This is a genomic window from Natronococcus sp. A-GB1, assembly GCF_029688845.1.
Classification (GTDB): domain Archaea; phylum Halobacteriota; class Halobacteria; order Halobacteriales; family Natrialbaceae; genus Natronococcus.
Map to the genome: position 1 here is coordinate 1 of NZ_JARUKW010000019.1, position 25,057 is coordinate 25,057.

General features: G+C 65.9%; 24 protein-coding genes, 1 tRNA gene, 1 rRNA gene and 1 pseudogene. 17 read left to right on the forward strand and 10 right to left on the reverse strand.

The genetic code is table 11. The features are described from left to right. Window positions 1-179, reverse strand: a 16S ribosomal RNA gene (locus tag QA600_RS18650); the annotation flags it as partial. A gap of 838 nt (window positions 180-1,017) precedes the next feature. Between QA600_RS18650 and QA600_RS18655 the strand changes: the two genes are divergently transcribed. Next, window positions 1,018-1,458, forward strand: a complete 441-nt coding sequence (locus QA600_RS18655; RefSeq protein WP_278293437.1) for a polyketide cyclase/dehydrase — start codon at window positions 1,018-1,020, stop codon at window positions 1,456-1,458. Between the two features lie 80 nt (window positions 1,459-1,538). On the opposite strand, the gene QA600_RS18660 is transcribed toward QA600_RS18655, so the two are convergent. Beyond that, window positions 1,539-2,189, reverse strand: a complete 651-nt coding sequence (locus QA600_RS18660; RefSeq protein WP_278293438.1) for an HAD hydrolase-like protein — start codon at window positions 2,187-2,189, stop codon at window positions 1,539-1,541. A gap of 163 nt (window positions 2,190-2,352) precedes the next feature. Between QA600_RS18660 and QA600_RS18665 the strand changes: the two genes are divergently transcribed. Next, window positions 2,353-2,835, forward strand: coding sequence for a DUF6735 family protein (locus QA600_RS18665; RefSeq protein ID WP_278293439.1), 483 nt, complete (start codon window positions 2,353-2,355; stop codon window positions 2,833-2,835). A gap of 95 nt (window positions 2,836-2,930) precedes the next feature. Then, window positions 2,931-3,704 carry an MOSC N-terminal beta barrel domain-containing protein gene (locus QA600_RS18670; protein ID WP_278293440.1) on the forward strand — a complete coding sequence of 258 codons (774 nt, stop codon included), beginning with the start codon at window positions 2,931-2,933 and terminating at the stop codon, window positions 3,702-3,704. 9 nt (window positions 3,705-3,713) lie between these two features. Here QA600_RS18670 and QA600_RS18675 read toward each other — a convergent pair whose 3' ends face one another. Further along, a complete protein-coding gene (locus QA600_RS18675) occupies window positions 3,714-4,049 on the reverse strand; it encodes a rhodanese-like domain-containing protein (RefSeq protein WP_278293441.1) in 336 nt (111 codons plus the stop codon). A 193-nt stretch (window positions 4,050-4,242) separates the two neighbouring features. On the opposite strand from QA600_RS18675, the gene QA600_RS18680 reads away from it, so the two are divergent. The 4 genes from QA600_RS18680 (at window position 4,243) to QA600_RS18695 (ending at window position 8,122) form a co-directional block, all read left to right on the forward strand. Then, complete coding sequence (locus QA600_RS18680) at window positions 4,243-4,551, forward strand: cupin domain-containing protein (RefSeq protein WP_278293442.1); 309 nt, start codon at window positions 4,243-4,245, stop codon at window positions 4,549-4,551. Between the two features lie 173 nt (window positions 4,552-4,724). Further along, window positions 4,725-6,197: an amidophosphoribosyltransferase gene (gene purF, locus QA600_RS18685; protein ID WP_278293519.1), complete on the forward strand. Its 1,473-nt coding sequence runs from the start codon at window positions 4,725-4,727 to the stop codon at window positions 6,195-6,197. A 126-nt stretch (window positions 6,198-6,323) separates the two neighbouring features. Continuing rightward, window positions 6,324-6,635 (forward strand): hypothetical protein, encoded by a 312-nt coding sequence (locus QA600_RS18690; protein WP_278293443.1) that lies wholly within the window; start codon window positions 6,324-6,326, stop codon window positions 6,633-6,635. After that, window positions 6,632-8,122 carry an amidase gene (locus tag QA600_RS18695; RefSeq protein ID WP_278293444.1) on the forward strand — a complete coding sequence of 497 codons (1,491 nt, stop codon included), beginning with the start codon at window positions 6,632-6,634 and terminating at the stop codon, window positions 8,120-8,122. Before QA600_RS18690 ends, QA600_RS18695 begins: the two co-directional genes overlap by 4 nt. On the opposite strand, the gene QA600_RS18700 is transcribed toward QA600_RS18695, so the two are convergent. From QA600_RS18700 to QA600_RS18715, 4 genes are all read right to left on the reverse strand, one after another. Beyond that, window positions 8,094-8,978: an SDR family oxidoreductase gene (locus QA600_RS18700; protein WP_278293445.1), complete on the reverse strand. Its 885-nt coding sequence runs from the start codon at window positions 8,976-8,978 to the stop codon at window positions 8,094-8,096. The genes QA600_RS18695 and QA600_RS18700 overlap by 29 nt on opposite strands. A gap of 97 nt (window positions 8,979-9,075) precedes the next feature. Next, entirely contained in the window at window positions 9,076-9,480 is a 405-nt protein-coding gene (locus QA600_RS18705) for a hypothetical protein (protein ID WP_278293446.1), read from the reverse strand. A gap of 43 nt (window positions 9,481-9,523) precedes the next feature. Then, window positions 9,524-10,087, reverse strand: a complete 564-nt coding sequence (locus tag QA600_RS18710; protein ID WP_278293447.1) for a DUF420 domain-containing protein — start codon at window positions 10,085-10,087, stop codon at window positions 9,524-9,526. Window positions 10,088-10,339: 252 nt separating this feature from the next. Next, a tRNA-Leu gene (locus QA600_RS18715) sits at window positions 10,340-10,424 on the reverse strand. 202 nt (window positions 10,425-10,626) lie between these two features. On the opposite strand from QA600_RS18715, the gene QA600_RS18720 reads away from it, so the two are divergent. After that, the gene (locus QA600_RS18720; RefSeq protein ID WP_278293448.1) at window positions 10,627-11,157 is read left to right on the forward strand and encodes a multiprotein-bridging factor 1 family protein; all 531 of its coding nucleotides are present in this window, start codon (window positions 10,627-10,629) and stop codon (window positions 11,155-11,157) included. Window positions 11,158-11,198: 41 nt separating this feature from the next. Here the strand turns inward: QA600_RS18720 and QA600_RS18725 are convergent, their stop codons facing one another. Further along, complete coding sequence (locus QA600_RS18725; RefSeq protein WP_278293449.1) at window positions 11,199-13,223, reverse strand: glucan 1,4-alpha-glucosidase; 2,025 nt, start codon at window positions 13,221-13,223, stop codon at window positions 11,199-11,201. A gap of 145 nt (window positions 13,224-13,368) precedes the next feature. Here QA600_RS18725 and QA600_RS18730 point away from each other — a divergent pair, with 145 nt between their 5' ends. The 5 genes from QA600_RS18730 to QA600_RS18750 all read left to right on the forward strand — a co-directional run bounded on the left by QA600_RS18730 (window position 13,369) and on the right by QA600_RS18750 (window position 19,813). Then, on the forward strand, window positions 13,369-14,433 hold the full coding sequence (locus tag QA600_RS18730) for a TrmB family transcriptional regulator sugar-binding domain-containing protein (RefSeq protein WP_278293450.1): 1,065 nt from the start codon (window positions 13,369-13,371) through the stop codon (window positions 14,431-14,433). 128 nt (window positions 14,434-14,561) lie between these two features. Then, window positions 14,562-15,215 (forward strand): bifunctional 4-hydroxy-2-oxoglutarate aldolase/2-dehydro-3-deoxy-phosphogluconate aldolase, encoded by a 654-nt coding sequence (locus QA600_RS18735; RefSeq protein WP_278293451.1) that lies wholly within the window; start codon window positions 14,562-14,564, stop codon window positions 15,213-15,215. Window positions 15,216-15,388: 173 nt separating this feature from the next. Then, window positions 15,389-16,459, forward strand: a complete 1,071-nt coding sequence (locus tag QA600_RS18740) for a glucose 1-dehydrogenase (RefSeq protein WP_278293452.1) — start codon at window positions 15,389-15,391, stop codon at window positions 16,457-16,459. A gap of 143 nt (window positions 16,460-16,602) precedes the next feature. Continuing rightward, window positions 16,603-17,841 (forward strand): mandelate racemase/muconate lactonizing enzyme family protein, encoded by a 1,239-nt coding sequence (locus QA600_RS18745; protein WP_278293453.1) that lies wholly within the window; start codon window positions 16,603-16,605, stop codon window positions 17,839-17,841. 1,006 nt (window positions 17,842-18,847) lie between these two features. Then, entirely contained in the window at window positions 18,848-19,813 is a 966-nt protein-coding gene (locus QA600_RS18750) for a phosphotransferase (protein WP_278293454.1), read from the forward strand. Between the two features lie 20 nt (window positions 19,814-19,833). Here QA600_RS18750 and QA600_RS18755 read toward each other — a convergent pair whose 3' ends face one another. After that, window positions 19,834-21,720, reverse strand: a complete 1,887-nt coding sequence (locus QA600_RS18755) for a glycoside hydrolase family 15 protein (RefSeq protein WP_278293520.1) — start codon at window positions 21,718-21,720, stop codon at window positions 19,834-19,836. 164 nt (window positions 21,721-21,884) lie between these two features. On the opposite strand from QA600_RS18755, the gene QA600_RS18760 reads away from it, so the two are divergent. Further along, the gene (locus QA600_RS18760; RefSeq protein ID WP_278293455.1) at window positions 21,885-22,979 is read left to right on the forward strand and encodes a trypsin-like peptidase domain-containing protein; all 1,095 of its coding nucleotides are present in this window, start codon (window positions 21,885-21,887) and stop codon (window positions 22,977-22,979) included. 103 nt (window positions 22,980-23,082) lie between these two features. Next, a pseudogene (locus tag QA600_RS18765) lies at window positions 23,083-24,037 on the forward strand (TIGR03557 family F420-dependent LLM class oxidoreductase). A gap of 39 nt (window positions 24,038-24,076) precedes the next feature. Here QA600_RS18765 and QA600_RS18770 read toward each other — a convergent pair. Next, window positions 24,077-24,274: a hypothetical protein gene (locus tag QA600_RS18770; protein WP_278293521.1), complete on the reverse strand. Its 198-nt coding sequence runs from the start codon at window positions 24,272-24,274 to the stop codon at window positions 24,077-24,079. A 146-nt stretch (window positions 24,275-24,420) separates the two neighbouring features. Between QA600_RS18770 and QA600_RS18775 the strand changes: the two genes are divergently transcribed. Both QA600_RS18775 and QA600_RS18780 read left to right on the forward strand, forming a co-directional pair. Beyond that, on the forward strand, window positions 24,421-24,606 hold the full coding sequence (locus QA600_RS18775) for a protein translocase SEC61 complex subunit gamma (RefSeq protein WP_278293456.1): 186 nt from the start codon (window positions 24,421-24,423) through the stop codon (window positions 24,604-24,606). Next, window positions 24,606-25,043: a transcription elongation factor Spt5 gene (locus tag QA600_RS18780; protein WP_005560082.1), complete on the forward strand. Its 438-nt coding sequence runs from the start codon at window positions 24,606-24,608 to the stop codon at window positions 25,041-25,043. The genes QA600_RS18775 and QA600_RS18780 overlap by 1 nt, the downstream gene beginning before the upstream one ends. Window positions 25,044-25,057 lie beyond the last annotated feature (14 nt).

The window sequence follows — 25,057 nt, forward strand, 5'->3', positions numbered from 1 at the left end:
CGCAACTTCCAGCGTGAGAGCGGTATGCACGATTAGCCTCAGTTTCCCGAGGTTGTCGCGCTCCAGAGGGTAGTTTGGCCACGTGTTACTGAGCTATCTGCTACGAGTCTAAACTCGTACAACTAGCATGGCTAAATCGGACTCCAATAGCAATGGCCTCCGGCAGGATCAACCGGAGTGCTCTTCCCCCGCGTTGGGGGAGGTTGGCGGAGTATGATCGGTTCACACTCACTTGAATCGTCTATCGTATATGGGTCCAGTTCGGTGGTGCCGAATCGCGGACCGATCGGGCGTCACCGAACTACCAAGGCTCACATCAGAACTCATCTGTACGGCGGACCGCAGGGGTGAGCTCCTCATCTTCTTCGTACTATAACGAAGTCCCCGGTTACTACATAAGGCCTTCGAACGCAAGTCTCGCCGACAGGGAGTCACAAACACGTGACGGCGGCTTGAAAGACAGATTCGGAATATCGGTTCTCGAGCAATTCAGTACTAATAGCCATCCCGAACGAGAGCCGGTACCGGACGGTCTTCGGAACGCGAATCACTCGAGCCGGTCTCCAGTCTACATCCCAACCGAGACGAGCAGAACGGAACGATGACGTTTCGAAATCGTATCCGATCAGCGCCACCGCCGCAGCTGCCGGCTTGTTCGAACGAGTATCGCCCGACGGTGATTCCGGTGTGTCATCTGAGGCAGTCGGAAGCCTCCAAGGTGCCGAAAGCGAGGTGTCGAGTTCGTCCACGAGAGCACCGATAGTAGCCTCGAAGCAACGAAGAGCCACAGCGGTATCGAGCTCGAGGAGCGTTCCGTAGCCAGCTCGCTTCGGTCTGCCCGGTTCGAACTGGACGGAACGGATCCGGCGACATCGAGTCGGTGACCGCTTTGCCCGGACCAACCCCGGCGATGATCGTACGCAGGAACCCATCGGTCCGACGACGGCGCTCAGCCCGCCGCAGTCCGTTCGCCGGGGAACCGATACAGTCATCGTTTCTCGTGGGATATATGGTAGCATGAACCAAATTGAGCGATTCGAGGAGATAGACGCACCCCCCGAGGTGGTCTGGGAGGTTCTGGCCGAACTCGAGGACGCGGCGGGGCGAACGGCGATCGAGCGATCGATCGACGCGATCCCGGTCGTGGGAGACCGCCTGCGTCCGGAGCGATCGGCGACCGACGGTCGCAACGGGTTCCTCGAGCCGGAGGTCCTCATCGCCGAGGAGGACCGTCGGCTCGTCCGCCTCGATCGGGTCGGCGTGCCGTTCGCCTTCGACAGCTACCACGAGTTTCACCTCGAGCCGATCGACGGCGGGAGGCGAACCCGGCTCCTCCAGCGAGAGACCGCCCGGGGTGCGCTCGTTCCGCTGGCGTTCGACGAACGACGGCTCGATCGGGAGTTCGAGGAGCGAAACCGGACGATCAGAGAGCGAGCCGAGTCGCGAGCGAGAGCATGAGACGGACTGCAGTACCGGATCGGGCGCGTCCGTATAGCAGCTTGCGAGGGCTCTAAAACTCGACCGGTACGTCTGAACGGTTATCGAGGAAGGTCCCGTAACTCCGCGAGCGAGTCGATCTCGTAGGTCGGCTCCGTCGGGAGGTCGTAACCGCGGCGGTGGTCCCGGCGAACGAACGCCGCGTCGATTCCGAGGGCGTCGGCCGCGGCGACGTCGACGCGGCTGTCGCCGACGTAGATCGGGTTCTCGGCACCGAGGTCGTCGATCGCGCGCTCGAGGTAGTACGGCTCCGGTTTCTTTCGTTGGACTCCCCCGAGCGTCGGCTCCCGTCCGTACCAGACGTCGAACGGGGCGAGCGAGCAGTGATCGAGGATGTTGCCGATCGTCTCGTGCTGGTTGTTGCTAACGATCGCCGTCGGCTCCTCGAGGCGCTCGAGCGCCGTAACATCCTCGTAGGGTCGTTTTCGTCCCTTCCTGAGTTCCTCGAGCTGGGCCTCGACCGCCGCGCGCTCGCGGGCCGCCCAGAGCGTCTCGGGCTCGAGCTCCCGGTCGGTCGCGACCGTGCGAAGGGAGTCGACGTCCGGACCGAGCAACGTCTCGACCTCGTGGCTCGTCGGCTCCGCGACTCCGACCTCGTCGAAGGCGGCGCGGATCGCCTCGACCAGGACTCCGCGATCGGTCGGTCTCGTCAGCACGCCGTCGTTGTCGAAGACGAATGCGTCGTAGCCCATCCGTTCGATAGAGTAGGGGCTGCGGGGTTTTGTCGGTTGTGCTCGGGCCCTCAGACCCAGCGATCGTCCGCGGATTGAAGTACGGGGGAGCGGCCAGCACCATCGATGGAGACCGAGGATTGGGACGGAAGGACGAGTCGGATCCGATCGCGGAGGGACGGCGATGGGGCATAGAGCACTCGTCGCCTACGAGCGACCGGATCGGCTCTACGACCTGCGCTACAGCCACTGGGGTGGGACGAGACTGGATCTCGTCGATCGGATCGACGACGAGCGCCCGCTCGCGGACGGCGCCGTCGAGGAGTCACCGGTCGCCGAGGCGGTCGCCGGAGAGCGGCTCCTCTCGGACTTCCTCGATCCCTGCAAGTACGAGGCGCTGTATCTCGCTCGCGAAGGAGGGAGCGACGGCTACCGCGTCGCCTGGCTCGAGTGGGACGAGCGTCGCGGAGGCGACCGCGGCGCGATCGTCGAACTCGAGCCGGGCGAGGCCGATCGCGAGTTCCGGCTCTGGTTCCGGGCGACCAAAACGGTTCTCGATGATATCGTCGAACTGTGGCAGTTTCCTCGAGACGCGGCACGGACGTACCTCGAGGCGCGGGTCGTCGAGGAGTACGATGGGGTTCCGTACACGTATCGCGGAACGTAGCTGCGCCGAGACAACGCTACACCGACGGGAGATGATGGCCGAGAACCGGTGACCGAACGGGATCGTTAAACCGTCTCACCGTCCAGTGGGAAACGATGGCACGAGTCGACCGACTCCGGGTGTATCCGATCAAGGGACTCGACGGGATCGACCTCGAGCGAGCCGAGTTCGTCACGGGCGGAACCCTCGCGTTCGACAGGGAGTTCGCGCTCGTCGACGAGAGCGGGGACGTCGTAAACGGGAAGCGAACGCCGCGCGTCCACGGTCTCGAGACCGAGTTCGATCCCGAAACCGGGGAGCTCGCGGTCGGGACCGGCGACGGGGACCGTCAACGGTTCGATCCGGAAAACGAGCGCGAGACGGCCGAAGACTGGTTCGGCGATGTCTTCGACCTCGAGCTTACCCTCGAACGCGATCGGTCGCTCGGATTCGTCGACCGGCGGGAGATGGGGCCGTCGGTGATCAGCACGGCCACCCTCGAGACCGTCGCCGACTGGTTCGACGATCTGAGCGTCGAGAGCGTCCGCCGGCGAATGCGAGCGAACGTCGAAGTCGGCGGCGTCGAGCCGTTCTGGGAGGATCGCTTCGTCGGCTCCGGGGCGCCGTCGTTCGTCGCCGGCGACGTCCGGTTCGACGGCGTCACGTCCTGTGGGCGCTGTGTCGTCCCGAAACGCGATCCGGACACCGGCGAGGAGCTGGCAGGATTCCAGCAGCGATTCGTCGAGAAGCGACGGGAGACGTTTCCGGGGTGGGCCGATGGGGACGCCTTCGACCACTACTACACGCTGATGCTCATCGCGGACGTTCCCGAACGATACCGAGATCACGAGCTCGAGGTCGGCGATCCCGTCGAGATCGTCGAGGAGTAATCTTCGGGATCAGTCTCCGGCGTCGTCGGCCGACCCGGTCTCGAGGTCGTACTCCCACTCCCGGTAGCCACCCTCCATGCTCGCGACGGCGTCGTTGTCGACGTCCTCGTAACTTCCGATCAGTCTGGCGGCCTGGATCGAACTCTGGCCGATCGGACAGGCGACGATCACATCGTCGCCCCAGTCGTACTCGTCGATCTCCGTCGCAAGCCTGGCCATCGGCACGTTGATCGCGCCTGGAATGTGTCCCTGCTCGTACTCGGATTCCGATCGGATATCGACGATCTGGATGTCGTCGTCCTCGAGCTTTGCCTTGACGTCTTCGGGGGAGATTTCGGATACCATTGTTGGGTGTCGGCGAGTGCCTGCCGTCTCGAGCGTCGGGCCGGACGGATCCGGTAGACCCCTCGACGGCGTCGGCTCGTATGCTCTCGATTGGGAGAGCGACCCGTTAACACCTTTCGGTCGGATCCGGCGGGTCGGGATCGACGAACGGTTCGACGCCACCACCGAGTGGACGAACGAGAAACGATCGGGTATGCCAGAACTGACATCGCTTTCAGATCTGACCGAGACGCCCCACGCCGAGGTGTTCGACGACGGCGGCGACCCTTGCGCGGTCCGGCTGCACCTCGAGGCCGACGAACGGATACCCGAACATCGCCACCCGGAGTCGCACGTGGTCTTTCACCTCCTGTCGGGCTCGCTCGAACTCTCGCTGGACGGGAGGCCCTACGAACTCGAATCGGGAGACCTCGTTCGGTTCGACGGCGACCGCGAGGTCGCCCCGCACGCCCTTGAGGAGAGCACGGCGGTGATCGTCTTCGCGCCGAAATCGGAGCCGTAGCTGGGAAATCGTTCGCGGCGACACCGTCGTGGATCCAGGTACTATCCACGTTCGTGGATACTATCCGCATTCCAGGACCGCACTGATGGCACAAACACGGGGATTTTTGTCCGTGTAGGACGCTATGGTCGACCATGACTGATGGGCGGGGCGAGACTCCCCGGCGAACAGGAATGACCGAGAAGTGCGGCGTCGTCGGCGTCGCGCTCGACGGTCGCGACGCGGCCCGACCGTTGTACTACGCGCTCTACGCGCTCCAGCACCGCGGACAGGAGTCCGCGGGTATCGTCACCCACGACGGCTTCCAGCAGCACAGCCACGTCGACAGAGGCCTCGTCGGCGACGTCTTCGCCGAGGGCGACCTCGAGGGGCTGGCCGGCTCCGCGGGGATCGGCCACGTCCGCTACCCGACGGCGGGCTCGCTCGACACGTCCTGTGCGCAGCCGTTCTCGGTCTCGTTCAAGAGCGGCTCGCTAGGTCTCTCGCACAACGGCAACCTCGTCAACGCCGACGAGATCCGCGACGAGCTCGCCGCCCTCGGCCACGCCTTCACCAGTGACGGCGACACCGAGGTCATCGCCCACGACCTCGCGCGCAACCTGCTCGAGGAGGATCTGATCCGCGCGGTCAAGCGCACGATGAGGCGGATCCACGGCTCCTACGCGCTGACGATTAGCCACGACGAGACGGTCCTTGGCGTTCGAGACCCACAGGGAAATCGCCCACTCTGTATCGGGCGCCTCGAGGATGGCTACATCCTCGCCTCGGAGTCGGCCGCCATCGATACGCTGGACGGCGAACTCGTCAGGGACGTCCGCCCCGGCGAGCTGGTCGTCCTCGATGCGGACGGGCAGGGTTTCGACTCCTACCAGCTCGTCGAGGAGGACAACACCGCTCACTGCTTCTTCGAGCACGTCTACTTCGCCCGCCCGGACAGCGTCATCGACGACACGCTCGTCTACGAGGCGCGTCGCGAGCTCGGTCGAAAGCTCTGGACCGAAAGCGGCGTCGAGACCGACGTCGTGATGCCGGTCCCCGACTCCGGACGCGCGTTCGCCTCGGGGTACGCCGAGGCTGCAGGTGAGACGACCCCCGACGGCGAGGCCCGCCCGGAGGACGACGACGGCGTCGAGTTCGCCGAGGGGCTGATGAAGAACCGCTACGTCGGCCGAACGTTCATCATGCCGACCCAGGACGAACGCGAGCGCGCGGTTCGGCTGAAGCTCAACCCGATCAAATCAACGATCGAGGGCAAGACCGTCACCGTTATCGACGACTCTATCGTCCGCGGAACGACCTCCACCCAGCTGGTCCAGCTGCTCAAGGACTGTGGGGCCAAGGAGGTCCACGTCCGCATCGGCGCCCCGGAGATCGTCGCCCCCTGCTACATGGGCATCGACATGGCCACCCGCGAGGAGCTGATCGCTTCCGACAAGGACACCGACGAGATCCGCGAGGCTATCGACGCCGACAGCCTCGCCTATCTCTCGACCGACGCGGTCGCCGACGTGCTCGAGACCGAGCGCATCGACCTCTGTCTGGGCTGTGTAACGGGTGAGTACCCCTACGACATCGAAGGCGAAGAGGCCGACCGCGAGGTCGATCGGCCCGACCTCGGGGGCCGAACGATGGCCGCCGACGACTGACGCCCACACCGTCCGCGATTCTTTCTTCGCCAAACAGATCGTAAGTTGCGACAATACTTATCCGCGCCGAGCCCACGCGTGCCATATGGTATCGCGATTCAATCCGCTTGAAATCGAGGACTCAGTATGACTCGCCGGCGAACGTTTCTCACGCTGCTCGGCGCGGCGGCTGTGGCGAGTGCGGCGGGTACCGGAACGGCGGAAGAAACCGACAGCGAGGAAGTGGGAGAAACGAGCGGAGAACTCGAGCCCGCGGAGGCGCTGCTCGCGTACGTCGTTGCGAACTACGGCGACCGCCTCGACGACGAGGACCGAGACGTGATCCGCGAGGGGATCGAGGGGTCGCTCGCTTCCGCCGACGCGTTCGGAGATGTCGGCCTCGAGAACGCGGACGAACCGGCGTACGGATTTAGCGCGTACCGGGGTGACCGGCCGTGATTTCCGACGAGATACTCGTCGAACCGGTCGACGAACTCGGCGGACGGCTTCGCGACGGCGAGTTCACGGTCCGGGAACTCACGGAGGCCTACCTCGGCCGGCTCGAGCGGATCGGCTCCGAACTCAACGCCGTCGTGACGGTCACCGACGAGCGGGCGCTGGATGCGGCCGACCGGCTCGACGAGGAATTCGAGGACGGCGAGGACCGCGGCCCACTGCACGGTATTCCCTACGGCGTGAAGGACCTCGTCGCTACCGAGGACGCGCCGACGGCCTGGGGCGCGGAACCGTACCGCGACCAGGCGTTCGAGGAGGACGCCGCCGTGATCCGACGACTCGACGAGGCCGGCGGCGTCCTGCTCGGGAAGCTCGCGACGGTCGAACTCGCCGGCGGCTTCGGCTACGACAGTGCGGACGCCACCTTCTCCGGCCCCGGACGGAACCCGTGGGACGTCGAGGCCTGGGCCGGCGGCTCCTCGAGCGGTTCCGCGTCGGCGGTTGCGGCCGGCCTCGTCGGCTTCGCGATCGGGACGGAGACGTGGGGATCGCTCAACACGCCGGCGGCCTTTTCGGGGATCAGCGCGGTCCGGCCGACCTACGACCTGGTGAGCCGCGACGGCGTCATGGCGCTGTCGTGGACGATGGACAAGGTCGGGCCGATGTGTCGCACGGTCGACGGCTGTCAGCGCGTCCTCGAGGCGATCGCGGAGCCCCGTTCCGAGGATCGGCCCGGGCGAGGGCCGCCGAAGGGCGTGCCGGGGACTCCTCGAGCCGACGACCGACGAGGCGACTTCGCGGTCGCCGTCCTCGAGAGCGCGGGCGAGGGCGAACAGGAGGGAGTTCGCGAGAACTTCGAGCGGACCCTCGAGACGCTCGCGGAGTTCGCGACGGTCGAACGCGTCTCGTTGCCCGACCTGCCCTACGCCGAGATGGCGGGGACGATCATCGACGCCGAGGCCGCGGCGGCGTTCGAGACGCTCGTCGAAAGCGGGGATGTCCACGAACTCGACGACGAACTCCACCAGCTCGGCAGCTACCGGGCGAGCACGGTGCTCGCGAAGGACTACGTCAACGCTAACCGCGTTCGGACGAAGGCGCAGCGCCAACTCGACGACCTCCTCGCCGAGTACGACGCGCTCGTCACCCCAGCCCGGGAGTCCGTGGCGAATCCGATCGAGGAATCGCTCGCGGAGTTCTTCGGGCAATTCGAGACGCCGCCCGTCAACGCCGCCGCGAACGTGACCGGGCTGCCGGGGGTGACGATTCCGAACGGCTTCGGCGAGCGCGGCCTCCCGACGGCCGTCGAGTTCGTCGGCCGCGCGTGGGTGGAACCGACGCTGCTCGCCGTGGCCTGTGAGTACGAGCGACGGACCGACCACGTCGACTACGCAGCGCTGGTCGAAGCGCTCGGAGGGGCAGTGAGCCGGGAGGCGCCACACGACGACGCGAATTCGGCGGCTACCCGCCGACGATCGAGCCGCCGTTGATGTGGATCGTTTGCCCGCTCACGTACGACGAGTCCTCGCAGGCCAGGTAGACGTACGCCGGGCCGAGTTCGCTCGGCTGTCCCGGACGACCCATCGGGACGTCCTGGCCGAACTCCTCGACGGCCTCGGGATCGTAGTCGCCGATCGTCGCGGGGATCAGCGGCGTCCAGATCGGGCCAGGAGCGACCTGGTTGACGCGGATCCCTTCGGGGGCGAGCTGCTGGGACAGCGAGCGCGTGAAGGCGACGATCGCGCCCTTCGTCGTCGAGTAGTCGACGAGCATGTCGTTGCCCGCGAACGCGTTCACCGAGGTCGTGTTGACGATCGTGTCGCCGTCCTCGAGACGGGGCAGCGCCTCCCGGGTCAGGTAGAAGTAGCCGTTGATGTTCGTCGCGAACGTCTCCTCCCACTGCTCGTCGGTGATGTCGGTCAGGTCGGTCTTGACGACCTGGGCCGCCGCGTTGTTCACGAGGACGTTGAGATCGCCGAACTCGTCGACGACCTCCTCGACGGCCGCCTGACAGAACGCGCTGTCGCGGACGTCGCCCGAGATGGTCAGGCTCTCCTGGCCCTCGTCCTTGATCATCTCCGCGGTCGTCTCGGCGTCTTCCTCCTCGTCCAGGTACATGACGGCGACGTCGGCGCCCTCTCGAGCGAAGTGGACCGCGGCGGCCCGGCCGATTCCGCTGTCGCCGCCGGTGACGATGGCGACCTTCCCCTTGAGCTTGCCGCTGCCCTCGTAGTCCTCGCGGATGAACTCGGCGGGCGGCTCCATCTCGCCCTCGAGGCCGGGCTGGCGGTCCTGCTGTTGCGGTTCGATCTCCTCGGCTTTCTCGCGCGCTTCGGGCCGTGTCATCGGCGGCGCTACCGTCCCGCGGCTGTTGGACGTGTGCGTTGCGAGTGACGGCAGGTCCAATTCGGCGGTATCAGGGCGTCCCAGCGGTCGTCGGCGTTCACCCGCTCCCGTTCCGGCGCGCGTAGAGGATCCCCGCGAGGAGGGCGATCGCGAACAGACCGAACAGCGGCCGGATCGGATCGACGTAGGTGGCGAGCCAGGAACTCCCGAACAGCGCGACGAGGACGGCGTTGCAGTGCGGGCAGGCGACGGCGAAGAAGCCGCCCGCGGCGCCGGCGTAGCCGCAGGCGTCGCCCGAGCAGTCGTCGATCGCCGTCCGCTGTGCGGCGTAGGTGCCGGCGAGGGCGGTCGTCAGCAGCAGAAATCCGTAGTCGAGGGGCGTCCGCGGAACCATCCGTTCGAAGATCGGCGTCGGGACGAGCCCGGTGACGACGCCCGTCACCACGAAAAAGGCGCCGCCGACGAGGAATCCGTTTCGAACAGCCCTCCGAGTCAGTTGCACGGATGGTTGTTCGGCCGTCGAGAGGAAAAACCGTCGGTTCGGCTCAGTAGCCCACGTGCAGGAGCCCGTAGACGACGATCCCCAGCGAAAAGGAGATCAGCCACAGCGTCGCCGCGGCGCGACCGATGCGAGCGTGGTTCGTTTGCGTCAGCTCCGCGGGCGAGTACGCCCCAGCCAGCAGGAGCGCGTGGTAGACGAGGGGGATACAGACCACCGCGAGCAAGATGTGGATCGCCAGGATCGGAAGGTAGACGAACTGATAGACGGCGTCCGGTCCCGGGAACGGCTGGGGACCGCCCGTCGCGACCAGCCGGTAGAGGTAGAGCGTGAGAAACGCCGCGAACAGGCCGAACGAGGCGAGCATCGCGATCCGGTGACGATCGATCCGCCCACGCCTGATCGCGCGCCAGCCGAGCGCGATCGTCGCGATAGCCGTCGCGCTGATCGCGACGTTGACATGCGGAATGAGCTCGAGAAACCACTCGGGCGCACCGGGAACCGTCGATTGTGGGATCCGACCGCCTGCAGCCGCGAAGACAACTGCCAGCGAGGCGACGCTCAGAACGGCCGTGAGCGAGCGGACCCGCTCTCGAGGAACGTACTCCATGTCCGGGAGTTTGTCTGGGCGATCAAAGCGGTTGCTGTCTCTCGGCGTGGCTCGAGCGACGAGCGCCGTCGCTCTCGAGTGTAGCGTTCGTCAGAATTTATGCGTGGGTGATGTCCGCGAAGGGAGATCACCTGCATCGTCGCTCGGCGGTTACACCGTCGTTTCACGGGTGCGAAGCACCCGTTCAACGGCTCGCGGAACCGAAGGTTCCGCGCTCGCCTCGCGTTTGGTGGACTTCGTCCACCCGTGCGATGCGTGGGACCGGATTTGAACCGGCGGACCCCTACGGGACAGCGCCCTCAACGCTGCGCCGTTGGCCTAGCTTGGCTACCCACGCTCGCGTTCTCTTTCTGCACTCAATCGTATCCAGCGTGATTATAAAAGCCCTTTCCTTTGGGCCGGCGCCTGCGGAGAGGTCACACGGAATCGACCGACGGAGTCGCACTTCCGGTCGGTCACGCGGGATGCACAGTCAGGTTCGAGAGGGGGAGAATCGGGACGACCGTATAGTTAAAATGCGACAGATTCCAACGTACGGTATGGCTAAGTACTCGACCGGTTCGTCCGGTGGCGGCGGCGGGACGAACTGCGAACTCTGTGGCGCCGAGAGCGACTCGCTCCGGCGCGCACAGGTCGCCGGTGCCGAACTCGAGGTCTGTCCGGACTGTGCGCCACACGACGACGCACAGAAACGCAGCGGGGGGCGCGGTGGCCGCAGCGGATCCAGTGGCCGGGACAGCAGGCAGGACGACGAACCCAGCCGGAAACAGAAAGCGGCCCAGAACGTCGCGAAGGCGAACCCCGTCTGGGACGGCGACTCCGAACACTGGGAGAAGGAGGGGACGAACTACGACGACGATCCGTTGCCGTACCTCGTCTCCGACTACGGCTCGGCGCTCGTCGAGGCCCGTCGGGAGGCAGGCTACCAGCGCGAGGAGCTCGCCGAGGAACTCGGCGTCCCCGAGAAGGACCTGCTGGCGATCGAACAGGGGCGGGCGACCCAGGCCGGCGTCGGCGGCGGCCTGATCGACGCCCTCGAGGAGACCCTCGACGTCTCGCTCGCGGAGTAGCGCCGAAAGAACGTCGGCTTCCCACTCGTTTTTTGTTCGGGCTACCGCGGATCGAGCGCAGGCTCGTCAGCGGTAGCGTCCGGAACGTCGCTCCCCTCGAGCGCCGTCGCCGTCGCGAGCCGGATCGCGTGGGGCCACCCAAGCGGCGTCGCGCTGTCGGGCGTCCCGTCGTCGAAGAACTGCTCGGGCAAGTAGCTGCCTTCGCTTCGCAGCGGCCCACCCGGAGCGACGAGTTCCAGCAGCGCTCGGGCGCGGGCGTCGAACTCCGCGGCGGTGTCGTGGCCCGACCCCGCGAGCAGTTCGTGGAGCTCGGCCGACGCGTGAGCGCCCCACGCGGTCGTTACGGTCCAGATCTTCGGCTCCTCCTGATCGGCGACCCGCCACGGGTCGCCCTCGAAGCGAGCGAGTCCCTCGATCGGACCCTCCGGGTCACGGTAGAGTCCATCGGTCGTCGTCTCGAGGTGAGAGACGAGTTGCTCGAGTCGCTCGTCGTCGACGGTTCCGATCTCGGCGTACTCGCGGTGGGCGGCGGCCAGCGCGAGCGTACTCCCGTCGAGACGGTCGTCGAGGTCGCCGTCCTCGAGTCGGAGTGCGTAACAGCCTCGCTCGGGCACCCATAGCGCGTCGAGCCCCTCGTAGACCGTTCGCGCGCTCTCGCGTGCACGCGCCGTGACGTCGTCGGGCAGCGGCGCCCGGGCGATAGCGGCATAGGCCTCGAGGTAGGTCGCGGCGGTGTGGGTGAAGCGCCCGGTCATGTTCTCCCAGGCGTTCTGAACCCGTCCGGGGAGGCCGTCGGCCTCGAGGGTGTCGTCCAGTCCCTCGAGCGCGGCGACGACGGCATCGCGGACGCGCTCGTCGTCGTCGATCACCCGGAGGTAGGTCGCGAGATAGGCCGCGACGCTCGCGGTCTGGTCGGCCTGGTAGTCGACCGAGTCGGCCTCCTCGAGGCGGCCGTGGGCCCAGCCGGGCGCGAGGGTTCCGTCGTCGGACCAGACACGATGGGGCCAGGTGCCGTCATCGAGCTGGGTTTCGACGTAGAAGCGGGCGCTGGCGGCGTGCCACTCGTCGAGGCCGAGCCCGGCCTGCCGATCGGCCTCGAGCAGGAAGCCGGCGATCTCGGCGTCGTCGCGAAACCAGGTGTAGCCGTACCCGCCCGAGTGCCGGTAGAACGGGTCGAACTCGGGGCCGGCGATCCGGGCCCCCGACGTCGCCCGGAGCAGGGAGAGCGCACGGAGATCCGCAAAGCCGCCGTCGATACCGGGGGTCGCCTCGGGGAGGCGGTCTCGGGCCTGCCGTCGACCCGCCTCGAGCAGCGCCTCGGGGTCGGCGTGCGCGTCGACGTCCGCTCGAACGCGCTCGAGGGCGGCCTCGCAGTCGTCCGCCGAGAGCAGGGTTGCGATCGTCGCGGTCGGCTCCGGCCCCGAAAGGTCGACGTCGACCATCGCGATCGGACTCAGACGATCCTCCTCGTAGCGATCGTCGTTCCCGGGTCGCGGAAACGGGACTGGGTCGTCGTCGAGTACCTCCTCGAACCGGATCGAGGGGTGGCCGATAACCGAGAGATCGGTCGAGGCCGCGAGGAAGTCCCGCTCGTTGCGGTGGTGGACCTCGACGGCGTCGCCGTGGCGGAGCTGCCCGATCCGGCCCGTCTGGTTGTCGGGAGCGAACCCAACGCAGGCCCGGATCGTCGCTTCGACGTCGTCGGCTCCCTCGAGGGCGAACGCCGTGAGGTGGAGCCGCCCGAGCGTCAGGTCGTACTGTCGGCAGGTGCGGTCACCGACCTCGTGGACGGTCTCGACGATCGCGGTGTCGTCGACGTACCGTTGGGCCGAATCGTCGAACCAGGAGACGTCGCCGTCGATCTCGAGACCAAAGCGGGAGCGTTCGATCCCCGCGAGTCCGGACAGCGGATACGAGTAGTCTCTGAGCGAGCCGTTCGGGGCGACGTGAACGAGCCGATCGTCGAGCCCGGAGAACAGCCCGTCGATCGAGCGACGCTCGCCGGAAAACTGGCGGGGATCGCCGCGGGAGCGCTTGACGTCGTCGAGAGCGTCGTACAGTTCCATCGTACCCATCGTTCGAGCCGTGCTGAGAAAAATTTGTTGAAAAATGTATTCTTACTTTGTAGACGCGCACGAGAGTAGTCGTTCACCCGCCGGTTCGACCGGGAATCTTTTACAGCAACCGATCGATCGTTGGAGTGAGAAACACATGGACGACGACGATCTCGCCGGATTGCTCGAGCGGTTCGGCCTCTCGAGGAAGGAGATTGATACCTACCTCGCGATCCTCGAGCACGGGGAGTCGAAGGCGAGCACGATCGCTGACGCCGCCGACGTCTCCAAGCGGTACGTCTACAGTATCAGCGAGGAACTCGAGGACCGAGGATTCGTCGAGGTCGACGACCACTCGGTACCGACGCTGATCAGGCCGGTGGCGCCCGAGACGGTCGTCGAGCGGCTCACTCGCAGCGTCGAGGAGATCGAACCCGAGATCAGAACCCGCTACACCGAGACCGAGCGACCGGGTGAGCAGTTCGAGGTGATCAAGTCCCGACAGACGGTACGCAAGCGGATCCGGGGCCTGCTCGCCGACGCCGAAACCGAGGTGACGCTGTCGCTGCCCGCCGAGGTGCTCCCGCAGATCCGGACGACGCTCGAGGAGACCGTCGACCGCGGAGTGCTCGTCCTGTTGTTGCTCGGCGGCGCCGAGAGCGAGCGCCAGGATATCGCCTCGCTGGCCGGCACCGCGAGTACGGTTCGAACGTGGGACGCGCTGGTGCCGACGATGCTGACGGTCGACCGACGACACGGGCTGCTCGCACCCAGCGAGTTGCTGACCGACTCGACAAGCGAGACCCGGGCGATCTCGCTCACACAGGAACAGCTCGCACCCGTTCTGGCGGGCTCGTTCCTGGCGAACTACTGGCCGACCGCCGAGGAGCGGTACGTCGCCGCTCCCCGCGAACTTCCGTGGACTGGCGAGGGCTTTCGGAACGCAGTCTTCCAGGTCGCGCTCCACCGGGCGGCCGACACCCGACTCGAGGCAACGGTTACGGGACGACCAATCGGTGGCCACGATCTGCCCGCGACGCTGACCGGAGAGATCGTCGACGTTCGCCAGAGCCTCGTTCGGCCCGCGACCTCGACGCTGCCGATCGAGAACGCGTTCCGGCTCGAGGTCGACGACGAACGGTACACGATCGGGGGTTCGGGCGCCTTCCTCGAGGAGTTCGAGGCCGACTCGGTGACGATCCGCCCGCTCGAGGCGGAGTAGACGGCTCGGCAACTTTCTTCACTGGGGGCCGCGAATCCGCTCGTAATGAACGCTCTTTCGCGACCGAGTGAACGTTCGACGAGCGCACGGCCGACGATCACCCGAGCGAGTACCGACGGAGGTCGTCGATGAGTTCGCCGGACGCCGTCAAGGAACGAATCGTCGAGAGCGGCGCGCTCGCCGTCCTCCGCGGGGTCGACGAGGACGACGTCGTTCCGGTCGCCCGCGCGATGTCGGAGGCCGGCGTCGGGGCGCTCGAGGTGACCGCGGACGGGACGCGAACGTACGAGAAGCTCGCGGCGATCGACCGCGAACTCGAGGGGACGGATACCGTCGTCGGTGCGGGCACCGTTCTGGACGCCGCCAGCGCCCAGTCGGTGATCGACGCGGGCGCCGAGTTCGTCGTCTCGCCCCACGTCGACCCCGAGGTCGTGACGGTCTGTAACCGCCACGGCGTGCTCTCGGCGCCCGGCGTCATGACGCCGACCGAGGCCGTCACCGCGATCGACGCGGGCGCGGACGTGCTGAAGATGTTCCCCGCCTCGACGGTCGGACCGGGACACATCGGCGCCCTGCAGGGCCCACTGGGTGACGTCGACGTGATCCCGACCGGCGGGATCGGGACCGACAACGTCGCCGACTACCTCGAGGCCGGCGCGGTCGCCGTCGGCGCCGGGAGCGCGATCGTCGACTACGACGCCATCGCCGAGGGCGACATGGAGGGGGTTCGAGAGACGGCCGCCGCGTTCGTCGAGGCCGTCGAGGACGCGCGCGGCGAGTAGCGATCTCAGCGGGCGGTTCTGCTGCGAACTCGAGACGCGAGTAGCAACGATGCTCGAGTCTGTGGATCTCGGCCACCGGCTCCGCGAATCGCTACCGACGGTCCCCCGACCGCTATTCAAATATTTACTACAGATAGCGTAATCTTTTATTCGCTCGACTCCTACGTCGAGCCATGAAGGCGATCGCAGTCGAACCGGGTGCCGGCGAACCGACCGTCGTCGAGCGCCCGCTCCCCGAACCGAGCGACGGCGAGGCGCTCGTCCGGACGCTCCGCGTCGGCGTCGACGGCACCGACCACGAGGTCATCGCGGGCCACCACGGCGAGCTCCCTCCCGGCGAGGACCGTCTCGTGCTGGGTCACGAGGCCGTCGGCGTCGTCGAGGATCCGAACGGGACCGATCTCGAGGAAGGCGACTACGTCGTCCCGACCGTCCGAAGACCGCCCAACGGCACCAACGAGTACTTCGAGCGCGGCGAACCCGACATGGCCCGCGAGGGGGAGTACCTCGAGCGGGGTATCGTCGGCGCCCACGGCTTCATGGCGGAGTACTTCACGAGCCCCGCCGAGACGCTCGTCCCGATCTCCGAACGACTCGCCCACCTCGGTTTCCTGGTCGAGCCGATCAGCGTCTCCGAGAAGGCGATCGAACACGCCGTCGCCTCCCGTTCGGCATTCGAGTGGGAGCCCGAGTCCGCGCTCGTCCTGGGCAACGGCTCGCTCGGCCTGCTGACGCTGGCAATGTGCGAGGAGACGCTCGGCTTCGATCGCACGTACTGTCTCGGCCGACGGGACCGCCCCGATCCGACGATCGACATCGTCGAGAAGCTCGGGGCGACCTACGTCGACTCGCGGGAGACGCCGGTTCCCGAGATCCCCGACGCCTACGAGTCGGTCGACTTCGTCTACGAGGCGACCGGCTACGCGAAACACGCCTTCGAGACGATCGAAGCGCTCGCGCCAAACGGCGTCGGCGCCCTGCTGGGCGTCCCCGAGTCCTGGTCGTTCGAGGTCGACGGCGGTCGCCTCCACCGGGAGTTCGTCCTGCAGAACAAGGCGCTCGTAGGCTCGGTCAACTCCAATCGGGGCCACTTCGAGGCCGCCACCGACACGCTCGAGGGGCTGCCCGACTGGCTGTTCGAGGACCTCGTCACCGGCGTCTACGGGCTCGAGGAGTACGAGCGGGCGTTCGAGACCGGCGACGACGTCGTGAAGACGGCCGTCGAGTTCTCGTCCCTCGAGTAAGCCGTCGGGACGGCTCGGGCCGTTCGAACGCCGCGTGCAATCTGGCGGATATCGGCGCGTAGTGCAAACAGTAGCACCCGTATGCCTGAGACTGTGTCCCGGAATAGAAACAATTACCCGATCACGAGTGAGTACTGCTCTCCATGGGAGTCGACTACTCGAAGCTACACGATCCGAACGCGGAGTACACGATGCGGGAGCTCTCCGCGGAGACGATGGGCGTCACCGGCGAGCGCGGCAACGGCCGCGACGTCGAGATCACGGACGTCCAGACGACGATGATCGACGGCAACTTCCCGTGGACGCTCGTCCGGATCTACACCGACGCCGGCATCGTCGGCACCGGCGAGGCCTACTGGGGCGCCGGCGCACCCGAACTCATCGAACGGATGACACCGTTCCTGCAGGGCGAGAACCCGCTCGACATCGATCGACTCACCGAACACCTCGTCCAGAAGATGTCCGGCGAGGGCTCGCTCGGCGGCGTCACCGTCACCGCGATCTCGGGCATCGAGGTCGCGCTGCACGATCTGGCCGGCAAGATCCTCGAGGTTCCGGCCTACCAGCTGCTCGGCGGCAAGTACCGCGACGAGGTGCGGGTCTACTGTGACTGTCACACCGAGGAGGAGGCCGACCCTGCCGCCTGCGCCGACGAGGCAGAACGCGTCGTCGAAGAGCTGGGCTACGACGCCCTGAAGTTCGACCTCGACGTCCCCTCGGGTCACGAGAAGGACCGCGCCAACCGCCACCTGCGCGGCGTCGAGGTCGAGCACAAGGCCAGCATCGTCGAGGCGATCACCGAGCGCGTCGGCCACCGCGCCGACGTCGCCTTCGACTGCCACTGGACGTTCTCGGGCGGCAGCGGCAAGCGCCTCGCCCAGCGCTTAGAGGAGTACGACGTCTGGTGGCTCGAGGACCCCGTCCCGCCGGAGAACCACGACGTCCAGCGGGAGGTCACCCAGTCGACGTCGACCCCGATCACTGTCGGCGAGAACGTCTACCGCAAGCACGGCCAGCGCAGCCTCATCGAGAACCAGGCCGTCGACATCATCGCGCCCGACATGCCCAAAGTGGGCGGCATGCGCGAGACCCGGAAGATCGCCGACCTCGCGGACATGTACTACATCCCGGTCGCGATGCACAACGTCTCCTCGCCGGTCGCGACGATGGGCAGCGCCCACGTCGGCGCCGCCATCTCGAACTCGCTTGCCGTCGAGTACCACTCCTACGAGCTCGACTGGTGGGAAGATCTCGTCGAGGAGGACGTCATCGAGGACGGCTACATCGACATCCCCGAGGAGCCCGGCCTCGGCGTCACCCTCGACATGGACGTCGTCGAGGAGCAGATGGTCGAGGGCGAGGAGTTGTTTGACGAGGAGTAGGCTCGCCGGGCTCGCTAGGATCTGCGCAGCGGTGTTCGATGAAGATTACTCTTCGTCGATCCAGCGAATCTCTGAATTGTGTATTCGGCGAGGAACAAGAGCAGATCGGAGTGCAGTTTGTTTATTCAGATAGTTGTGTGAGACTCGCGTTACGTACAGGCGAAGGCGGTACCACTGCGGTAGCGCCACAAGCACAGCACCCGCGAGCGACCAGCGGGAGCGAGGACCCGCAGCAAAAGGTACGTGTGCACACGTAGTTACCGAACCACCTGTTCCAGTCTCAGCTACAGGTCTAAATAAAGAAATCACACTACAATCTACGGTTAGATTTGTCTTGCCTCTGGGGATTGGAGATGTTCAGGAACAGCTATTATTTCAACGACAAATGCAACTATCGCTCCTATGATGGCTCCTGGAACAGTCACATCAATGAATCGGAGAGGGCCCCAATAAATTAGCCCAGCGGCAAATAGAAACACACCACTCACGAACAAGATTCCAACAGCAGGACGTTGAAGGCTCTTACGGCGTTCGGCAGAAATTCGACTACGAACAAACCACGGCAGTGGTCCCATAAGTAGGAAACCACCCACCGCTGACACACCGAACCAGAGCCATACGCTCTGACCCACATCTTGTTCCATAAGCCGAAATGTATTGCTTATACCTAAAACACCCAAGCATAAAATACAAAGAGAACGTTTACTTTTGAAGACAGTAACTTTCCCATAGGATTAGTAACCCATCTAAAACTAAGTATTTTGCCATGTCTATGAGTTGTTTTACGCTATATTCAGGGGAATATATCTACGTTATTAATCGCCAACAAACCGCAGCGGTACATTCGCATAACAAAATCGCACTCCCAACTCCCGGTACGATTCCTCGGACTCGAGGAGTCCTACCTGCCTCGTTCGACGGAACCACGCTTCCTCGTGTCGCCGATTGTCGCGGACGAATCCCCACCTCACCGAGAGCATATATCGGCCGTTTCCGAAAGTCCAGTATGGACGAACGCGGAGACGATCTTGTCGACGCGGTGCTCGAGGACGTCTTCTCCGGCCGAACGGTCGAAACCGTCGGAGAGACGGGGCCGTCGTGGAACGATCGGAACCGGACCGTCCGTATCGCGTTTCGCGAGGCCGACCCCGTCTTCCTGAAGGTAGCCGTCGACGGCGATGGTTCGCGGATCGCCTGCGAGCGGGCCGCGATAGAGTACGTCGACGAACACTGCGACGTGATCGTGCCGACGGTGCTCGCGAGTGAGCCTGACGGCAGGGTTCCGTACCTCCTTACCGCACCCCTCGGTGAGACCCTCTCGCTCGAGTGGAGCGACTGGTCGGACGGGAAACGCGTCGACGTGACCCGCCAGGTTGGCGCCGCGCTGGCGGCGCTCCATGTCCGTCGGTTCGACCGCCACGGTCACGTTACGGACGGGGACGCGTCGGGACTCGAGCTCGAAACCGGCGCCTGGACCGACGTGCTCGTCGAGCGGATCGCGTGGATGCGGGAGCTGGCCTCGAGCGATCGGTTCGACCACCACTTCGATGCAGTCGTTGGGGCCGTCGAGGACAACCGCGAGCGACTCGACGAGGCGCCGGCGACCCTGGTCCACGGCGACCCCGCCCAGCCGAACTGCGTTCGCGGCGAGACGGGAACGGGGTTCGTCGACTGGGAGCTCGCCCACGTGGGCGATCCGGCCCGCGAGCTTCACCGGGCCGAGGACCAGCTACTTCCGGAGACGGCGACGAACGCGAGCGAGCTGCGAGACGCCCTCCGGGAGGGATACCGACGAGAGCAGGGTTCGATTCCGAAGGGGGTCGACGAGCGAGCGCCAGTCTACGACGCGGTCAGGCAGCTCGGCCGCTCCGGATTCTTCGACAAGTGGGTCACGCTCACCGGCGAGTCGGAGGCGACGGTCGTAAAACGGATCGAATCGGAGATGCAGCGGCGTCTCGACGCGATTCGGTAGCCTCGAGCTCTATGTCCCGGCTACGAACCGGACCGGAACAGCGTCTCGATCCCGTCGGGGTGGAAGTCCTCCGGCGAGACCTCGTCGTCCGCCTCGAGCGCCCGCGTCAAATACGAGGCGCTGTTGAGCAGCCCGAGGTGGCTGAACGCCTGCGGGAAGTTCCCAAGCAGCTGGCCGCTGTCGGGATCGAGCTTCTCGGAGTAGAGCCCGAGGGGGCTGGCATAGTCGATCAGCGACTCGAAGAACTCCTCGGCGAGTTCGAGTCGGTTCGAGAGGACCAGGGCGTCGATCAGCCAGAACGAACAGAGGACGAACGCTTCCTCCTCGTCCTCGCGGACCTCGCTGTCGACGAACCGGACGACCAGTCCGTCGTCGGTCGTCAGCTCCTCGAGAACGGTGTCGATCGTGTTCTGGATCCGTTCGTCCTCGGGCGGGAGAAACTCGTAGATCGGCAGCAGCAGGGCGGTGGCGTCGATCGCCTCGTCGGTCTCGAAGTGCTGGACGAAGCTGCCGGCCTCCTCGCTGTACCCGCGTTGTTCGATCGCCTCGCGGAGCGCCTCGCGCTCCTCGCGCCAGCGCTCGAGGGGCGCCTCGAACCCGTTCTGTTCGGCGATCGAGATTCCCCGGTCGAGCGCGACCCAGCACAGCAGCTTCGAGTGCAGGAAGTGGCGGTGTTCCTCGCGGAACTCCCAGATACCGGGGTCGCGCTCGGACCAGTGGACACAGACGTAGTCGATCAGATCGCAGATCGAGCCCCACTGCTCGTCGGTCAGCGAGATATCGTCGTCGTACTGGATCGTCTCGTAGACCGCCTGGACGATCGTGCCGTAGGCGTCGAGCTGGCGCTGGGGAGCCGCGCCGTTACCGATCCTGACGGGGCGGGTGTCCCGGTACCCCGAGAGGTGTTCGAGGATCTCCTCCTCGACGTCAGTCTCGCCGTGGAGTCCGTACAGCGGCTGGATCTCCGCGGGGTCGTTCTGCATCACGTCGACGAACCAGTCGAAGTACTCGCGGGCCTCCTGGCGGTGGCCGGTATCGTGCAGCGCCTGGACGGTGAACTTCGCGTCGCGGATCCAGTTGTACCGGTAGTCCCAGGTTCGATCGGAGCCGATCTTCTCGGGGATCGACGTCGTCGCCGCGGCGGGTATCGCCCCCGTCTCGTGGTGGATCAGGAGCTTGAGGACGAGCTCCGAGCGGATCACCATCTCGTACCAGCGTTCAGGCATCGAGTCGGGGGTCTCCTCCCGGGCGCTGAGCCACGACCGCCAGTAGCGCTTCGTCTCGTCGAGGACCGTCTCCGGATCGTTCGACGCGAGCGGTTCGGCACCGCCGTACTGGACTCCGATCCAGCACGTCTCGCCTTTCTCGAGCGAGGCCGTCCCGGTCGCGGTCGGCTCCGAATCGGCCAGCTCGAGTTCGGACTCGAGCCGTTCGCCGACGACAAGGTGGAGCTCTTCATCGTCGCTTCGTGCCGCCACGCCGTCGTCGGTCCGCTCGAGAGCCGGGTCGACGCGCGCGTAGTCGAACCGCGGCTCGAACTCGACGGCGAACTCGATCTCGCCGCGGTCGCACTCGAGTCGGCGATAGATCGCCTGCTGGAAGTCCTCGTCCTCCGTGTCGTCGTCCTCGATCGGCATGAAGTCGGTGACGGTCGCCTGCCCGTCGGCCGTCTCGAACACCGTCTCGAGGACGTTCGTCCGGTCGACGTACCCCTGGTGGGACTCGTAGTTCGCCTCCGGGTGGACGGCGAAGTGACCGCCCCGCTCGAGGTCGAGAATCCGAGCGAAGACGCTCGCGTCCTCGAGATGCGGGAAACAACACCAGTCGATCGAGCCGCGGCGGCTGACGAGCGCACAGCGGTCGTCGTTGCCGATGACGCCGTAATCGCGAAGTGGGAGATGGTCCATCATGAAATCAGCGGGCCTCGTGGGTCCGTTCTGCAAGCGGGTACGGACGGAGATACGAGCGATAGCCAGCAAAAGGGTGCGCCGGCAAGCGCCGGGTGTCTGCAGCCGTCGGGATAGCACGTGAGGGTGGGCGTTTTATCCCCCTGCTCGAGGTGACACACTCCGTGAGTTCAGCAATCACGCGCAGGCGGCTGCTCGGCGCGGCCATCGGTTCCGTCGCTGTTGTCGGTACCGGGAATGGCGCGGACGACGGACACGGCCGTCGGTGCTCCAAACGCCTCGACCGCGCGGTGCGGGCGCAGGTCGACGAACGGTACACCGCGGTCTACGACGAGGCGATCGACGCCGTCGTGCTCGTCAACGTTTTCGGCGACGAGATCCCCGCGGGGCTGGGCTCGGGGTTCGTCGTCGACGACGATTACGTCGTGACGAACGATCACGTCGTGGGTGGGGCGAGCGAGGTCGAACTCCAGTTTCGCGACGAGCAGTGGCGCTCGGCCTCGGTCGTCGGCTCGGACGTCCACAGCGATCTGGCCGTCCTCGAGGTCGACGACGTCCCCGAAGCCGCCTCGGCGCTGTCGTTTACCGACGCGGAGCCGACCGTCGGCCAGGAGGTGCTCGCGCTGGGCAACCCTCTGGGGCTCGACGCCTCGATCTCCCAGGGGCTGGTCAGCGGGATCGACCGCTCGCTACCGAGCCCGACCGGGTTTTCGATCCCCGCAGCGATCCAGACCGACGCCCCGGTCAACCCCGGTAACAGCGGCGGTCCACTCGTCGACCTCGAGGGCGATGTCCTCGGCGTCGTCTTCGCCGGCGCCGGCCAGACGATCGGCTTCGCGATCTCGGCGGCGCTCGCGAATCGCGTCGTCCCCGCCCTCGCCGAGGACGGAGAGTACGAACACGCCTACCTGGGCGTCAGCGTCGTTCCAGTTAGCCCGCTGCTGGCCGAGGCGAACGACCTCGAGGAGCCCCGCGGCGTCCTCGTCGCCGAGGTCTCCTCCGACGCACCCGCCGAGGGCGTCCTCGAGCCGGCCGATGGAGTCGAATCGATCGACGGCGATTCCGTCCCGGTCGGCGGCGACGTGATCATCGCGATCGATGACGAGGAGATCCCCAACCAGGAACGACTGTCATCCGTGCTCGCGCTCGAGACCTCGCCCGGCGACGCCCTCGAGATCGAGGTCGTCCGCGACGGTGAGCGCGAAACGGTCGAGTTGACCCTCGAGCCCCGGCCCGACGTGGATGTCGATATCCCCTGAGCCTGCGAGACCGACGGATCGGTCGACACCGACGCGAACGCGAACGCAATTCGCACGCCGAACAGGTACATCGATTAGGGACGAAACCGTTCTCGTATAGCGTATGACGGAAATCGGTCACAAACTCATCTGCGAGGAACACGGTCCGAACGCCTCGCCGACTACGCCAGACTCGCCGACCGATCGGCGTTCGACTTCGCGATGATCTCCGATCACTTCCACCCCTGGATCTCGAGCCAGGGCGGGAGCCCGCTGGTCTGGAACGTGATCGGCGCGATCTCGCAGGCGACCGACGACCTTACCCTGGGAACGAGCATCACCTGCCCGATCCTGCGATACCACCCCGCGATATTGCCCAGGCGGCCGCAACCGCGGGCGTCCAGCTTCCCGGTCGGTTCTTCCTCGGGGTCGGCACCGGCGAGAACCTGAGCGACCACGTCCTGGGCGATCGGTGGCCCGAACACCAGGTTCGCCTCGAGATGCTCGAGGAAGCCGTCGACCTCATCCGAACCCTGTGGGAGGGCGAGACGACGAGCTACCGAGGCGACTACTACACCGTCGAGAACGCCAGGATCTACACGCTGCCCGACGAACTCCCGCCGATCCCGATCGCCACCGACGGCCCGAAGACGGCGCGCAAAGCGGGTGAGATCGGCGACGGGCTCGTCGCGGTCGCGCCCGACCCGGATCTGATCGAGGCGTTCGAAGAGGGCGGCGGCGAGGACAAGCTCCGGTACGCCGAGATCGACGTCTGTTACGCCGAGGACGAACAGGAAGCGATCGAGATCGCCCACGAGATCTGGCCGCAGGCGGCGCTACCGGGCGAACTGCTCTGGGAGCTGCGGACGCCCGCGCACTTCGAGCAGGCGACCGAGGCGGTCACGGAGGAGGACGTCGCCGAGGTCGTCGTCTGCGGCTCGGACCCCGAGGAACACATCGAGGGAATCCAGGAGTACGTCGACGCCGGCTTCGAACACGTCGCGGACCACAACGTCGGCTCGAACCAGGCCGAGTTCGTCGAGTTCTACGAGGAAGAGGTTCTGCCAGCGGTACAGTAGTCGACGGAGGGTTCGAGCGCCCGCGCGGCGACTCGAGCGTCAGGAGTCAGTCTCGCCTTCCGCTTCCTCGAGATCCTCGGGCTGCTCGTCGGATCGGGGCGCGTTCTGGGTGCCCAGGTCGTCGTCACCGTCGTCGACCTCGTCGGGATCGCGGTCAACTCGCTCGAGTTCCTCCTCGATCTCTGCCTCTCGTTCCGCCTCGTACTCGTCGGCGCGGTCGGTGTCGTCTTCGGCCATAACGACCGTGGCTTCGAGACCGAACAGCATGGTCCTCGGGCCGTCGACTGCAACGTCGGCCGCGGCCCGATTTCTCGTTTCGTTTCAAGAACAGGGGGGCTGACACGAAAGACAGATAAAAGAGCCCGCACTGTGAACGAATAGATATGGACGTTCCGTACGACCTCACCTCGTACGTTCGGGTGTTGAAGATGGCGACGACACCCACTACCGAGGAGTTCCTCCAAGTATCGAAGATCGCTGGGGCCGGAATCCTGCTCGTCGGATTCCTCGGCTTCATCATCGGCGGAATCATGCTGTTGCTGACCGGCGACGCCGGTGGTGGCTTCTAATGGGCATCTACGCGGTCAAGACGACGGCCAGCCAGGAGCGAACAGTCGCCGACATGATCATCAACCGCGAGGAACCCGAGATCCACGCCGCGCTCGCGCCGGACTCGCTGACCTCCTACGTGATGGTCGAGGCCGACGACGACGCCGTCATTACCCGCGTGCTCGAGGACATCCCCCACGCGCGCAGCATGGTCCCCGGGCGATCCGATATCTCGGAGGTCGAGCACTTCCTCTCGCCGAAGCCGGACGTCGAGGGAATCGCCGAGGGCGACATCGTCGAGCTCATCGCCGGCCCGTTCAAGGGCGAGAAGGCCCAGGTCCAGCGCATCGACGAAGGTAAGGATCAGGTGACGGTCGAACTGTACGAGGCGACGGTTCCGATCCCGGTGACGGTGCGGGGCGACCAGATTCGCGTGCTCGACAGTGACGAACGGTAGTTCGTCAGTCAGTA